This is a genomic window from Dehalococcoidia bacterium (assembly GCA_021295915.1).
GTDB lineage: Bacteria > Chloroflexota > Dehalococcoidia > Lucifugimonadales > UBA1123 > VXRN01.
On sequence record JAGWBK010000012.1, the window covers coordinates 36,235 to 50,901 of the forward strand.

Consider the following 14,667-nt stretch of genomic DNA (forward strand, 5'->3'; position numbering starts at 1 on the left):
CGGTGAGGAAAAGGGTAGGATGTGGGTGGCGAGAAGCCCACTGTCACCGAGAGGGGAAACACATGCAGGACCTGGTAACGGCCGAGTGGAACGACGCGATCGAGGCCATAGAACACTGCTACGAGATGGGGTGGACTGACGGTCTGCCGGTCATTCCGCCCACGCTTTATCGAGTGCAGGAGTTCATGGACGTCGCCGGACGTCCCGCGGACGAAGTCCTCGGCTCGATACCGGAGCGCAGGCGCGAGGTGACTGTTGCCAAGACCGCCGCGAACGCTGTCATGGCCGGCTGCCTGCCAGAGTACTTCCCTGTCGTGCTGGCCGCGACAGAGGCGATGCTGGACCCGGAGTTCAATCTCATCGCTCCCTCGTCCAGCCAGGGCGGCGCGGCGGTGCTGGTGATCGTCAATGGACCCGTCGCGGAAGAGATCGGCATGAACTCGGGGGCAAACCTGTTCGGGCCCGGCAACCGGGCCAACGCAACGATTGGGCGGGCGATACGTCTCATCCTGATGAACGCATGCGCGTCCATACCCGGGCTGTTCGACCGAACGGTAATCGGACATCCCGGCAAGTACACGTACTGCATCGCCGAGAACGAGTCCGACTCCGACTGGCTGCCTCTGCACGTGGAGCGTGGGCTCAGTCCGGACCAGAGCGCGGTCACGGTGTTCGCGTCGTGGGAGCCGCGACAGGTGCGCTCCGCGGCGTACTCGCAGGAGGTGGTGCTGGACACCGTGGCTGACGTCGCCTCGGTCCTCGGTTCGTCCCTTGCGTCGTCGGACTCGGTGGGAGACGACTCCACCCCTGTCCGGCAGGGTCAGCTCGTGGTGACAATCGGGGGAGCCGCAGACTTCTGGGGGACCTGGACGAAACAAGACGTTCGCGAGTATCTCCATCCCAGAATTGGCCGATCGATAGCCGACCTGAAGATCGTCAGGGTGCTGGAGGGCGACGTTGGACCGCAGGACTACCAGGTCTTCGCCAACTTCGTTCCCGAGCCTGACGACATCCTGGTTGTGAGGGCAGGCTCGCCCGAGGCGACGGGATACCGCTGCTCGGTCATATTAAGCGAGCTGCCCAAGGTGGCGTCCATGGCCGTAACGAGGGCAGTGTGAGGGGCGCTTCGCGCCGAGGAGAGAGCGGAGAGGAGTGAGGAGTGAGATTTCCTCGTCCCACTTCGTACCAGAACTGATGCAATCTTCCCAATCGCTCATCGTTGGCCAACTATCTCCGGAACGCCTGCGCGACGTAGTCGATGACCTGAAGCGCGACGATCCGCTGGCTCCGGTGACGGTCGTAGGCCCGTCCAACTACGCCAACCTGTCGCTGAGGCACGACTTCGCACGCGTCGGTTTCGTAAACGTCAGGTTCATGGTGTTTTCGCGGCTCGCGGAGTTCCTTGGCGCGCCGCGCATGGCGAGCGAGGGTCGCGCTCCCCTTACGCGAGTCATCGAGAACGCAGCCGTCCGGTCCGCAGCAAGCGAGGCCGTGGGACCACTTGGCGACCTGAGGGAACACTCGTCCACCCTGCGCAGCCTCAAGCAGGCATTTCGAGGCCTGAGATATGTCTCGAGCACCGCCTTAGACGCTCTCGCCGGTGCCGGGGTGCTGCAGGCCGAGACCGTGAGACTGTACCGGCAGTTCAGACTCGACACAGCAGAATTCTATGACGACGAGGACCTGGCACGAGCCGCTGCCGTATCTGTCGATGATCAACCGACTGCCGGATTCGAGGACATCGGCGCGATCGTGTTCTACTTGCCGCGTGATCTCACACCCGGACAGGTGGCGCTAATCGATGCGCTGGCCAGACGACAACGGTGTGTCGTGATGCTCGGACTCACGGACGACCCCGCTGCCAACGAGCCACTGGATGGGCTGGCTAAGCGACTGTCGCCATTTCTGAGAGCGTCGCAAATCGACGTAGTGAACCCTCTCCCAGAGGGAGCTGACAGGAGTGTGTATCTCGCAGACCGTCATTCCCGCGAAGGCGGGAATCCAGGGGCTGGGGCCGTCCTTCGACAAGCTCAGGACGAACGAATTGACGGTTTACCTGCCCCCGTGAGCCCGGAGGGAGAGAAAGCCGATACACATCTGCTGGTCGCATCTGACCCTCACCAGGAGATCAGGTGGATAATCCGGCAGATCGTCAGTCGAGCGCACGATGGGATGCCATTCGGCCGGATGGCAGTGCTGTACCGCAAGTCCGACTACGGCAAGATCATCGCTGAGGAGATGGATCTGGCCGGCATACCCATCGCAGGGCCGGACCGCACTACTCTTGCCGAGACTGCCGTGGGACGGACCCTGGTTGGCCTCATGGAGCTGGCCGACAGCGATCTTCGACGCGGGCAAGTCGCCTCGTGGCTGACAGGATGCCCGGTCAGGTCGCCCTCCCGAGAGATTCGGCTGAACCCGAGCAGGTGGGACAAGCTGTCGAAAGAGGTGGGAATCGTCCGTGGCATCGAACAGTGGAGAGACAGGCTGGACAAGTACGCTGCGGGGCTTGAGGAGTCGATCTCCGACCCAGAAAAGGCTGAGGAGATGTCGGAGGGGAGGCTGCGAAGCATGAGCTCGCAGGCCAAGTCGGCGAGGGATATGCTCGCTTTCATCGGGCACCTCCACGACGATATTCAGCCGCCGAATGAAGGCGCGTCGTGGGCCGACTTTTCGGCGTGGGCTCGCCGGCTGGTCGACGACTATGTGTCCAGGGGGACAGGCACTCCAGAGCACGAGTTGGATGCGTTAGAGAGAGTCCAGGACATACTTTCGGAGTTGACCGCCGCGGGTGCGGTCGCACCGGACCCTACACTTCAGGTATTTCGCGAGGACCTGTACGAGGCGCTGCAGGCTTCTGCCGGACGCCTGGGCGAGATGGGAAGAGGCGTGTTTGTCGCCCGGTTCCGGGACGCGGCCGGAATGCGATTCGACGCCGTGTACATGGTCGGAATGATCGAGGGAGCGGTGCCGCCCGCGCTGGGAGACGATCCGCTGGTCCCAGAGTCAGCGCGACACCGCGCCGGGGGCTCGTCTGCTGGATTCGACATGCCGCAGGACGCCAGGGCCAGAGAGCGACTCGACTACCTTTACGCGCTCGACAGCGCGCCTGACAGGACTCTGTCGGTCTCATTGGCAGACCTATCCGCGGGACGAGAGCAGCACGCGTCCAGGTGGCTGCTCGAACAGGCGGCGAAACTTAGCGGGGCGCGGGTGACCGCATCCGAGTTGCAGCGCATGGGAGGCAGTGACTGGCTGACCGTTGTTCCCTCGGCAGAGTCCGGACTGCTGGATGGCGCAGCGATAGATGCCTCCGATTTGCTCGACTACGACTTGCGCCACCTGGTCCGCTGGGAGAGGGCAGGCCAGCGCGTGTCCCAACACCCGTTTGCCACTGGCACAATCCTCAGCAGAACTCTGGAACTGGGAAGAGCGCGGAACAGCCGGGACTTCACCCAGTGGGATGGCAACGGTTCGTCTGTCGCTCGTGAGTCCAGTTATGCCAGCTACACCCTCAACAGGGCGCTGTCCCCGACGCGACTCGAACGCTGGGCTGCGTGCCCGTTCAGCTACTTCCTCGGAAATGTGCTCAGGATCGGTTCAATTGAGACCCCGGAGGATGTGTTCTCGATATCGGCCCTTGAACGCGGCAGCCTGATCCACAACATCCTGGATGAGTTTATGAGGCGCGTGGCTGAGTCTGGAACGATGCCCCAGCCTCACGAGGCCTGGAGCGCCGATCACAGGGCGGTGCTCATGAAGGTCGCCCATGAGCGATTCTCCAAGGCCGAGGCTGACGGCGTTACAGGAAGGCCTGTGATGTGGGAGCTGGAGAGGGCACAGGTCCTGGCCGACCTCGACACATTCCTGGAGCGGGACGACGCTCACAGGGCTAGATTTGAGGTGACACCAAAGGAGTTCGAGGTCAAGTTCGGATTGCCAGAAGGCCACTGGCAGGAGGCGGTATGGAGTCTCGATGACGGCGAGCGGGTGCGATTCAGGGGTATTATCGACCGCGTCGACGTCTCCTCAGACGGTCGCACTGCGCTGGTCATCGACTACAAGACAGGGAGCTCTTGGCAATACAATGGTCTCGAAAACGACCCCACAGACAAGGGCAAAAAGCTCCAGCTAGGGGTGTACGCACTGGCTGCACAGCGCGGCCTTGCGAACGTCGATAACGTAAGCTCAGCGTACTGGTTCGTGACGACGCGCGGATCGTTCGCGCTCGCTCCAAAGGAGCCCGTCGATGGCAGCTCCGACGAGGTACGCAACAGGCTCGGTGAGGTAGTCACCAGCATCGTCTCAGGTATCAGGAGTGGTGTGTTCCCAGCCAATCCTGGAGAGCGCACCCGCTTCGGATTCAACAACTGTGCATTCTGCGATTTCGACTCGCTCTGTCCTTCACGGCGTGACCGGACATGGGAGAGCAAACGTGATGATCCGCTGCTGTCCGGTTACCGCGACCTGGTTGGCGAGTAGTGGCATGATGACGGCGTTCACACCCATAGACCAGGCCGCACGTGACAAGATCCGGCTCACGCTGGGCGAGACTATGTTCGTCGAGGCGGGGGCGGGCACCGGCAAGACCACCAGCATGGTGAGCAGGGTCGTCAACCTGATCGGGTCGGGCAAGGCAACAGTAGACAGGGTCGCTGCGATCACCTTCACCAACTCCGCAGCCTCGGAGCTACAGGAGCGCATCAGGGAGGAGCTTGAGAAGGCAGCATCTGATGACGAAGTCGACCAGGCGTGGCGTGACCGTTGCGCTGTTGGAGTCGAGGACATCGACAGGGCGACGTTCACCACGCTGCACAGCTTCGCCGGAGCGATTCTTCGCGAGCGTCCGCTGGAGGCGGGGCTTCCGCCATCGTTCGAGACGATGGACCAGGTCGCCAGCGACCTCGACTTCGACGAGAAGTGGAACGAGTGGCTGGACTGGGCCCTGGACGACTCGGACAATGTCCCGACGTTGCCGGTGGCGCTGTCCCTCGGCCTGCGCCCAGACCAACTCCGAGAGATCGCGCTGGAGTTCCACAAGAACTACGACCTCCTTGAGGGGGTTGTGTTCGACGACACTGCGGTTCACCCTCACCCCAGCCCTCTCCCCCGGATCAAGTCCGGGGCAGGCTCTGAGGGAGAGGAGGCAGCTAAGTTCCATTCTGCTCAGAAGCTCGTTGACGCCGGACCTGAGCTTGAGCGACTGTGCGGCTTCTCGAAGCTGCGAGATGACGACCGGCTCTTCCAGCACGTCCAGTCCAAGCTGTCGTCCATACGACGGCTGAACGAGATGGAGCCGGGGTCGCCCGCCGCTCTCGGAATGCTGTCCAGGCTCATGCCACTTCGCATGAACCGGGGTCGCCAGGGCGACTGGAACACCGATCCGACCTCAGGCGTCAATGCGTGCAAGCAGATGAAGGACTACCTCCAGGAGCTTCATGACGCCGCCGCGATGGAGTTGGACCAGGCCCGGGGCACGTCGCTGCCCCTGATTCTGAGTGCGCTCCGTGATTTCGTAGTCGGCTACGAACAGGAGCGCAAGCGAGAGGGTCGCGCCGGGTATCACGACCTGCTGGTCTGGGCACGGAACCTGCTTCGAGACAACATCAGGGTTCGCGACCACTTCAGGCAGCAGTACACGCACCTGCTGCTCGATGAAGCCCAGGACACCGACCCCATTCAGATGCAGATCGCCATGTTCATCGCCGAGGACGTCCCGGATGGCACGCCACCGGAGTCGCGTCCAACGGACTGGCGCAACGTGAAGCCGGCAGACGGCAGGCTGTTCGTCGTCGGCGATCCCAAGCAGTCAATCTATCGTTTCCGGCGGGCAGACGTCCGCCAGCTCAACACCCTCAGGAGCCGGATGAACCAGACACCGGTCAACCTCGACCAGAATTTCCGGTCGCACCGACCGATCATCGACTGGGTGAACCACCTGTTCAGCAATTGGATGGAAGCCAGCGAGTCACAGGCCGAGTACGTGAGCCTGCGGCACAGGTGGGAAAACGAAACAGGCGACGAAGGTGCGCCATCGGTCTGGGAGCTAGGCGACGCTTTCGATGCACTGATGGGAAAAGTCAGGGCGCTAGAGTGCCAGGGGATCGCGTCAGCCCTCAAGCAGATTACCGGCAGTGGCTGGCAGATTCGATCAGGCGAGAGCAACGGCGCGCCTGAGTACAGGGCGGCCAGGTACTCGGACATCTGCATACTGATGCCGACCCGCACGGGCCTGAGAGACCTCGAGGTCGCTCTCGACGACGCTGGCGTGCCGTACAGGCTGGAGGGCAGCTCGCTAATCTTCGATACGCAGGAGGTCCGCGATCTGCTCAACTGCCTCAGGGCGATCGACGACCCTGAGGATGAGGTCGCGATAGTCGCCGCGCTTCGTTCACCGGCCTTCGCCTGCACCGACGTAGACCTGCTCAGGTACTACGAGTCAGGTGGCCGGTTCGACTATCTAGCTCGTTCGAGTAACCGGCGTGGCCCTGTGGCCGAAGGGTTGGAAGCACTCGGCAGCTACCACGAGCGCAGGATGTGGAGCTCGGTCGCGGCCCTGATAGACGGGTTCGTTCGCGAGCGGCCGCTGATGACCGCCGCGGTCGACCATCCACGCAGGCGTGAGCAGTGGCGCAGGTATCGGTTCATCGTGGCGCAGGCGAGGGCATTCACAGAGGCCGGCGGCGGCTCCCTTCGCAGTTTTCTCGAATGGATCGACCGGCTACGAAGCGAGGGAGCCCGCGTGACGGAGACTCCTGTACCCGAGACCGACGAGGACGCTGTCCGCATCATGACGGTACACGGCTCCAAAGGGCTGGAGTTCCCAGTGGTGATTCTGACAGGTCTGAACAATCGGAGATCGAACCGGACGGGCCAGGTGCTGTTTGGACGCCAGGACGGACATAGTGGACGTAACTCGGTCGAGGTAAAGGTCGGAAGCGGCGTCCGTACGTTCCAGACAGCAGGCTACGAGGACTTACAGACAGACGAGAAGGCGATGCTCGAGGACGAGCATGTCAGGCTACTGTACGTCGCCACAACACGTGCCATGGACCACCTCGTGCTCAGCATGTACAGGCGTCTGGGAGCCGAGACAGACGCCTCCTATATCGCCGACCACTTCGAGGAGCATGAAGATATGTGGCGCCGGTTGCCAGATACGACTGGCCAGCAGCTACTCCCGCCATCGTCAGCGACAGATGTGCAGAGTGGTGATGCTCTGGATGCAGTCCAGCACTCCCGCGAGGCCAGATCACAATGGATCAAGGCGCGAGACGAAGTGATCGGGCAACAGGGGCGTCCAACCACGGTGGCGGCGACCAGGCTGGCGGAGGTCGCCAACGAGGAGACCAAGGACGAGCAGGAGAACGAAGAGCCTTGGAGGCGCGGACGCGCTGGAACACAGATAGGACGCGCCGTCCACGCCGTACTCCAGACCATAGACCTCGCAACCGGCAACGGAATCGATGAGACCGCCCGGGCCCAGGCGTATGCTGAAGGCATCCCGGGGCGGGTCGAAGACATCATCAGGCTATCGAGAGTCGCGGTGCGGAGCAGCGTGGTGAAGCGTGCAGTGGAGTCTGGACGGTACTGGCGGGAGGTGCCTGTCGGAGTACCGATCGCCGGTGGATCGCTACAGGGGTTCATCGACTTGCTGTTCGAAGACCCAGACGGACTCGTCATCGTGGACTACAAGACGGACTCGGTGACCGCCGAAGGAGCGGCAGCCGCAGCCGCTCGTTATCGGCCACAGGCGGCGGGATATGCTCTAGCCATCCAGCGCGCCATGCCGCAGAGAAAAGTGGCGGAGGTCGTGTTCCTATTCCTGGAACCGCATAGCGAAGAGTCGATGTCGGACATCGAGGAGCTAACGGCAGAGGGAGAGGCGCTGGCTACAGACTACCTCACTTCAAGCTGAAGCTCGCAGGGGCCTCCTCGACAACTCCGTCGTTCTTGAGCTTTGCCAGATGCGTTGTGACGTTGCGCTGTGCGGAACGCTTGAGGCCGGGTTTTAGATCGCGGGGGTAGATCGAGTCTGTGATCGACTCGGCGGTTGTGTGACCTTCATTCAGTGCTTCAAGCACCTGTGTCTCTCGCCGAGCCCTGTGATCGTACTGCCAGCGGATTAGTCCACTGCCCTTGGGTGGCGGTACAACCGGGCCGTGCGCGGGACACACGGTCTCGTGTTCGATCTCGATCAGCCTCTGGAGAGACTCCATGTACGACGAGAGATCGCCGACTGACGTGGACGATGCGCCGAGCACTGTGTCTCCGGTGAACATCACTCCGTCCTCTGCCAAGTGGTAACAGACGTGGTCGACCTCGTGGCCCGGCGTGAACAGCGCGCTGAGCGTCACGCCAGCCACTTCGACGTGCTCATTGTCCTCCAGCGGAGCGACAGCATCATCGTCGCCCAGAATCTTGCGCAGCCGTTCGACGAGTTCAGGGTGGCAGCGTACCGTTGCTCCCGTGGCTTCCTGCACACGGTCGAGTCCGCCGATGTGGTCGACGTGGCCGTGCGTAATCAGGATCGCCTTGATCGTCGGCTTCCCGAGTTCGGCGTAGTAGTCGAGGATGGACTGGGTCCACTCCCGCCAGTGGTCGCCAGTGTCGATCAGCACCATCTCGCCCGAAGGGTCCCCAACGAAGTAGTTGTTAGATCCGCCGGGGTGGGAGACAGCGCCGTCGTCGATGTGCATGTTGTAAACGTGTGGGGTTATCTGCATGTATGTACTCTGCTCCGGCCTGTCATTCAATCGTCATTCCCGAGAAAGCGGGAATCCAGTGGGTGGGAATACGAGTCGCCTGCGAGCGCTGCTACAGCGCGTCCAACTGCGCTACAACCTCGGCAGGTAAGTCTATCGTCGTGGCCTCGGCGTTGCTTTGGACCTGCTCGGGACGGGACGCGCCTACTATCACTGACGTGATCTGTGGGCGCGATAGAGTCCAGGCGATGAGAAGCTGGGGTACGCTGACTTCTAGCTCTGCCGCGGTCGACCTGAGCGACTCGACCATGCCAAAGGTACGCTCGTTCCAGTAGGTGTCCTTGGCACGCTGTGCGTGTCGTGACGCCATGTGGCTGTCGTCGGGAGGGCCGGCATTGGGATCGTACCTTCCCGTCAGCACACCGCCCATGAATACCTGGTAGGGGATGATTCCGACTCCCTGGTCGTCGCAGGCGGCGAACAGCTCGCCCTCGATGTCGCGCTTCCCCATGTTGTACTCAGGCTGCACCGACTCGAACCGTTCATATCCGCGTTTGTCGCTGACCCACAGAGCCTTCGTGAGCTGCCACGCGGCGAAGTTCGAGCAGCCGATGTAGCGGATCTTGCCTGCCCGCACCATGTCATCCAGCGTGCCCAGCGACTCCTCGAGCGGCGTGTCAGGGTCGAAGTAGTGCACCTGGTACAGGTCGATATAGTCGGTACCCAGCCTTCTCAGGCTGCTATCGACGGCGTCGATGAGGTGCTTACGAGACAGGCCTATATCGTTCGGACCATCGCCAGTTGCGATGAAGCCCTTGGTGGCAACTACGAAATCGTGTCTGCGACTTCTCACCGCCTTGCCGACGACCACTTCGGAGTGACCCGCGTTGTAGGCATCGGCGGTATCGATGAAGTTGACGCCCGCTGCGAGCGCAGCGTCGATTACCGATATGGCGCGGTCATCCTCCACGTATCCCGCGCCGAACATGTTGGTGCCCAAGCACACCCTCGACACCTTCAGCCCGCTGCGCCCAAGTCTTACGTATTCCATGTGATGCCCTACCTGAACAGTCTTGCGGGACGCTCGACGGTGGCCTGGAGGCGGCGCATGAAGCTGGCGGCGACGGCGCCGTCTATGACTTGGTGATCGGCTGTCAAGCTGAGCGTCAGCATCTCCCTTACCACCACCTCGCCGCGAGAGACCACCGGCTTCTGCACTACGCGACCCACGCCCAGGATTCCGCTCTGTGGCGGGTTGAGGATCGGTGTGAAGCCATCGACGGAGCCTAAAACGCTGATGGTGAACGTGCCGCCAACCACGTCGTCCGGAGAAAGCTCGTTCGCACGCGCCTTGTTTGCCAACTCGAAAGTCGCATCGGCAATCTCGGTTATGTTCATCGAGCCTACGTCCCTTACCACCGGGACGATCAGCCCATCGTCGAGCGCGACCGCAACGCCAATGTTCACCTGGTCGAAGTAGTGGATAGTCCCGCTTGACAGCACGGAGTTCATGGCCGGCACCCGTCTGAGCGCTTCTGAACACGCTTTGATTAGCACGTGGGCCAACGTTATCGTGGTGTCTTCACCCTGGGATGCCTCCCTGCGCATTCGCTGCGCCTCGGTAGCGTCAACTTCGAGAAAGTACGAAAGCTGGGCAGTGTTCCTCAGGCTGTCCGACATGTGCTGGGCGATGCTTCGACGCATCCCGCTCAGCGGCTCGCTCCTCGAGGGCTCAGGCAGACCCGGAGGCATCGCTGGTGCCTGCGCGGCGGCCTGGGCCTCGGCAAAAGCACGGACATCCGATTCGACGATACGTCCCCTCGGTCCTGTGGGAGTCACCTGCGACAGGTCCACTCCGAGGTTGGTTGCGAGTCTGCGTGCTCCCGGTGTAGACGGTACGACCGCAGGCGCAGCGGCCTGAGCTTCCGCGAATGCCCGGACGTCTGCCTCGACCACACGTCCTCCAGGGCCGGTGGGAGTTACCTCCGATATGTCGACGCCGAGATTGGATGCGACCCTGCGAGCGCCCGGGGTCGAGCGCACTGATCCTCCCACCTGCTGGCGTGCCGCAGGACGTCTCTGCGGTGCCTGTCTGGTCGCAGTCCGTGTAGCCGGGGCTGCAGCAGCTTCCTGGGCGGGTGCCTCTTCTCCTTCGTCGAGCACGTATCCAATCAGGCCGTCTACTGCTACCGTAGCGCCCTCGTCGACTACCGGGTGGAAGCGACCGCCTGCGACCGATTCGAGATCGTAGTTGAGCTTCTCGGTTTCGATCTCGGCGATGACCTCGCCCTGGTTGACCTCGTCACCCTGGCTCCTGGCGAGCCGGACGACAACGCCCTCGGTCATGAAGTCGCCCAGCCTGGGCATGACAATTGGAGTAGCCAGTTCTTTCACCCTCACCCTAACCCTCTCCCGTCAAGGGAGAGGGGACTTTCATACCCGCCGCGGCAGGTCACCTCTCACCTGTCCCTACTCCAGCACGCTGAGCGCTGCCTCGACGGTCATCTCAGCCGTGGGCACGAATAGCGCCTCCAGAGGTCTGCTGTACGGTACGGGCGCGTGTGGCGCGTTCAGGCGCTTGGGCGGAGCGTCGAGGTAGTCGAACGCCTCCTCGGCGACGAGCGCAGAAATGTCAGACGCGATGGAGCAGCGCGGGTAGTCCTCGTCGACTATCACGACCTTGCGGGTCTTCTTGACCGAGTTGAGTATCGTCTCGTCATCCATCGGCGACAGTGACAGCAGATCGACTACTTCAACGGAGTAGCCCTGCTCCTCAAGCGCTGCCGCGGCCTGAAGGCACACGTTGGTCATATAGCTGATGCCTATTAGTGTGACGTCAGTGCCTTCCTGCACGACGCGCGACTTGCCAATCTCTATCTCGTAAGACTCCTCCGGCACGTCGACGTCGAACCTGATGCCCATGAGCTGGCGGTTGTTGAAGACGATGACGGGGTCATTGTCCCGTATCGCGGCGGTCATCAGACCCTTCGCGGTATACGGATCGGACGGAGCAACGCACTTCAGACCAGGGAAGTGGGTGAAGATCGAGTACAGGGTCTCCGAGTGCTGGGCTGCAGAGTTCGTGCCTGCACCAGTGCCTGTCATGATCGTCAGCGGTATCGTCACCTTACCGCCGAACATGTAGTGGATTTTGGCGGCGTTGTTCGTGATCTGGTCTGCGCATACGCCGTAGAAACCTACGTACATCAAGTCGACCACGGGACGCAGCCCCGATGCGGCGGCCCCAACGCCAGCTCCGATGAACCCGGCCTCCGAGATGGGCGTGTCTCTCACCCTGCCGCGTCCGAATTGGCCGACAAGTCCCCTGGTGAGCCTCATCGGGCCGCCCCATGCGTCCTGCTTGTCCTCCCTGTCGCCGCCTCCGGCGATGTCCTCGCCCATGACGATGACGTTCTCGTCGCGTTCCATCTCCTGCCGGATGGCCTCGTTGATTGCCTGTATGTATGAGACCTGTCGTACGGCTTCAGCTACCATGATGTTCTCTCTCCCAGCGATCTGATCAGTAATTCCAGCGTATTCTTGTTGATCTTAGGCGCGGTCATGTGGAATGTCTGAGAGTTCCTGCAACGTCTTCTCTCTGAGGCCCACAATAGTAACCCCGACGACTTCACCCCTGCTTTCGTCGTATCTAACGATTAAGCCCTCTCCTATATCTATACCTACTGCTGGCCTCGGAGACGAGACAGAGATATAGAGTACATCGCCCTCACCGTCGTATTCCCAGTTCAAGTCGCGTTTGCTGTCTAGTATTGACACCGCTTCCAAATGACTCTCCTCCTTGAGGATGGGAGACTGGTCAAGTACGCAGTCAACACGAAACCATCAGTCTCTTCAATTTCCTGGTATGGCACTATTACATACTTACTAGTGAGTGACGTGGCTGGATACAACCGTACAGCCAGCAGAGCCCCGAAGTCACCTTCCTGAATGAAATCAGGGGTTTCAATGGTCTCCAGGATCTGCTCTCTGTGACTTTGCATCTCCGGGTGTCCACTCTGAATATGCTGCCACCTCTCATCGGTTAATCTGATAGGGACATTGTTTGTAGAATGTGCAATCTGCATTGGTCAGTCAAAACGGTTCAGCTGACATAAACTCAGACTGTAACCGCATATGTCTAAATCATTCTCATATGAGCAGGAGTCTAAAGACGTCAGGACTGACCATGGCCGCATTTGACTGCGACTTGTCTACCCGTAGCTCACATACACGTCGGTCATCAGCTCTTCTGGGTCTGGGAACGGGCTTTCGTCCGCGAACCTGGTTGCGTCGGTAACCGCCTGCCGGCACTCTTCGTCAATCGCCCTTAGTTCGGACTCGGTGGCGAACCCGTTGTCCACGAGGTGGGCCTCCATACGGGCGAGGCAGTCACGCGCCTCGTAGTAGTCCTCTTCCTCCTGCGTCCTGTACCCGAGCGGGTCGTCGGCGCCGAAGTGGCCCTGGTACCGGTAGGTCTGCGCCTCTATCAGCGTGGGACCGTCGCCATTGCGTGCGCGGGCGACCGCCTCGGCGGCCACCTCGTGCATCTCGATGACGTCCTGACCGTCCACCGACACGCCCGGCATGTCGTAACCGGCGGCGCGGTTGGCGACCGACGCGCCCGCTACGGTGAACTCGAACGGCGTGGATTCCGCGTACCTGTTGTTCTCGCACACGAACAGCACGGGCAGCTTCCAGATGCTCGCGAGGTTCATCGACTCGTGAAGCACACCCTGGCTGGACGCGCCGTCTCCGAAGAATACGACGCTGACCTGGTCGGTGCCGCGCACCTTGGCGCTCAGGCCCACACCTGTCGCTACGGGGATATTGGAGCCTACGACACCGTTTGCGCCGAGCATCCCCTTGTTGATGTCGGCGATGTGCATCGTGCCGCCCTTGCCCTTGTTGGTGCCGGTGGCCTTGCCAAGCAGTTCGGCCATCATCTCGCTGAGGTCAACGCCCTTGGCGATGCAGTGGTGATGGCTCCTGTGGGTTCCGAGGACATAGTCGTCGTCTCGAAGGTGGGCGCAGATGCCAGTCGGGACCGCCTCCTGGCCTATGGAGGAGTGCATGCCTCGCAGCTTGCCGGCGTCGGCCTCTCGCCGTGACTGCTCCTCGAAAGTGCGTATCGTCACCATCGTCCGGTACATCCACAGGAAGGTGTCTTTGTTGAGTTCAGAATAAGTGCTGCTCATGGTCGCCTCCACGGAAGTTGAAATACGAGTGAGAACGCTTTGCGCGGTAGCAAGGACAAACGAACTCGTCGTCCCGCTTGCCTCGGCGCGAGTGTAGCAATAGAGGTGTGAGGCGTCAAACGTAATCAGCCCCTAGAACGCGCAACAATTCTGTATGAGCACGCCGTCAGAGTGGTGGCCCCCTCTCCCTCAGAGCCTGCCCCGTGCTTGACACGGGGGAGAGGGCTGGGGTGAGGGTGAAAAGCATGAGCACTACCCCTGGTAGTTCCCTCAGAAAGAGGAACTCTGAGGGCACACCTTCTCAGACACCTTACTCGTCGAGATACACCATCCACTCCAGCAGGTTCTGGTCGGGGTCGCGAGCGTAGAGGCTGACGGCGTTCCGGTGCTTCAGTGCCCCTCGGCGCGGGCCAGGACCGGCGATGATCTCGACACCAGCATCCTCGAGCATCTTGCTGCACTCTTCAGCCGTCCCGTTCCAGACGAAGCAGATGTCCGCTGAACCCGGCACAGCCGTCGGCCCACGAAGGCTCGCAGTGTAACCCTCAGGATGGACGTTGATCTTGGAGTCGCCAACCTGGATCGAGAATATGCTGGCCTGACCAGAACGCCAGGCGTCTTCGTCGTTTATCGTAAATCCGATACTCTTATAGAACTCGATGAGCTTCTCGGCATTGGCCGTGGGCATGGCGATGTGGTCGATGCTGACAGTGCTCATGGCTTGCTCCTTCTGGTAGCTGTAGTAGTAGGGCCCATAGGGGCAGGTT

Annotated in this window: 10 protein-coding genes; 3 read left to right on the plus strand and 7 right to left on the minus strand. The window is 61.4% G+C overall.

What is annotated here, in order from left to right; all coding sequences use genetic code 11:
• The first annotated feature begins 62 nt into the window (after positions 1–62).
• The 3 genes from J4G14_05245 to J4G14_05255 all read left to right on the plus strand — a co-directional run bounded on the left by J4G14_05245 (position 63) and on the right by J4G14_05255 (position 7,918).
• A complete protein-coding gene (locus J4G14_05245; protein ID MCE2457202.1) occupies positions 63–1,118 on the plus strand; it encodes a hypothetical protein in 1,056 nt (351 codons plus the stop codon).
• 76 nt (positions 1,119–1,194) lie between these two features.
• The gene (locus J4G14_05250) at positions 1,195–4,482 is read left to right on the plus strand and encodes a PD-(D/E)XK nuclease family protein (GenBank protein MCE2457203.1); all 3,288 of its coding nucleotides are present in this window, start codon (positions 1,195–1,197) and stop codon (positions 4,480–4,482) included.
• Positions 4,483–4,486: 4 nt separating this feature from the next.
• Positions 4,487–7,918 (plus strand): UvrD-helicase domain-containing protein, encoded by a 3,432-nt coding sequence (locus J4G14_05255; protein MCE2457204.1) that lies wholly within the window; start codon positions 4,487–4,489, stop codon positions 7,916–7,918.
• Here the strand turns inward: J4G14_05255 and J4G14_05260 are convergent.
• The 7 genes from J4G14_05260 to J4G14_05290 all read right to left on the minus strand — a co-directional run bounded on the left by J4G14_05260 (position 7,905) and on the right by J4G14_05290 (position 14,618).
• Entirely contained in the window at positions 7,905–8,726 is an 822-nt protein-coding gene (locus J4G14_05260; protein MCE2457205.1) for an MBL fold metallo-hydrolase, read from the minus strand. The two genes, J4G14_05255 and J4G14_05260, sit on opposite strands and share 14 nt — an antisense overlap.
• Before the next feature lie 91 nt (positions 8,727–8,817).
• Positions 8,818–9,756: an aldo/keto reductase gene (locus J4G14_05265; protein ID MCE2457206.1), complete on the minus strand. Its 939-nt coding sequence runs from the start codon at positions 9,754–9,756 to the stop codon at positions 8,818–8,820.
• A gap of 8 nt (positions 9,757–9,764) precedes the next feature.
• The gene (locus J4G14_05270; GenBank protein ID MCE2457207.1) at positions 9,765–11,105 is read right to left on the minus strand and encodes a 2-oxo acid dehydrogenase subunit E2; all 1,341 of its coding nucleotides are present in this window, start codon (positions 11,103–11,105) and stop codon (positions 9,765–9,767) included.
• 69 nt (positions 11,106–11,174) lie between these two features.
• Positions 11,175–12,200 carry an alpha-ketoacid dehydrogenase subunit beta gene (locus tag J4G14_05275; GenBank protein MCE2457208.1) on the minus strand — a complete coding sequence of 342 codons (1,026 nt, stop codon included), beginning with the start codon at positions 12,198–12,200 and terminating at the stop codon, positions 11,175–11,177.
• Between the two features lie 54 nt (positions 12,201–12,254).
• Entirely contained in the window at positions 12,255–12,491 is a 237-nt protein-coding gene (locus J4G14_05280; protein ID MCE2457209.1) for a DUF2283 domain-containing protein, read from the minus strand.
• Positions 12,492–12,916: 425 nt separating this feature from the next.
• Complete coding sequence (locus J4G14_05285; protein MCE2457210.1) at positions 12,917–13,900, minus strand: thiamine pyrophosphate-dependent dehydrogenase E1 component subunit alpha; 984 nt, start codon at positions 13,898–13,900, stop codon at positions 12,917–12,919.
• Between the two features lie 310 nt (positions 13,901–14,210).
• The gene (locus tag J4G14_05290) at positions 14,211–14,618 is read right to left on the minus strand and encodes a VOC family protein (GenBank protein MCE2457211.1); all 408 of its coding nucleotides are present in this window, start codon (positions 14,616–14,618) and stop codon (positions 14,211–14,213) included.
• Between the last annotated feature and the right edge of the window lie 49 nt (positions 14,619–14,667).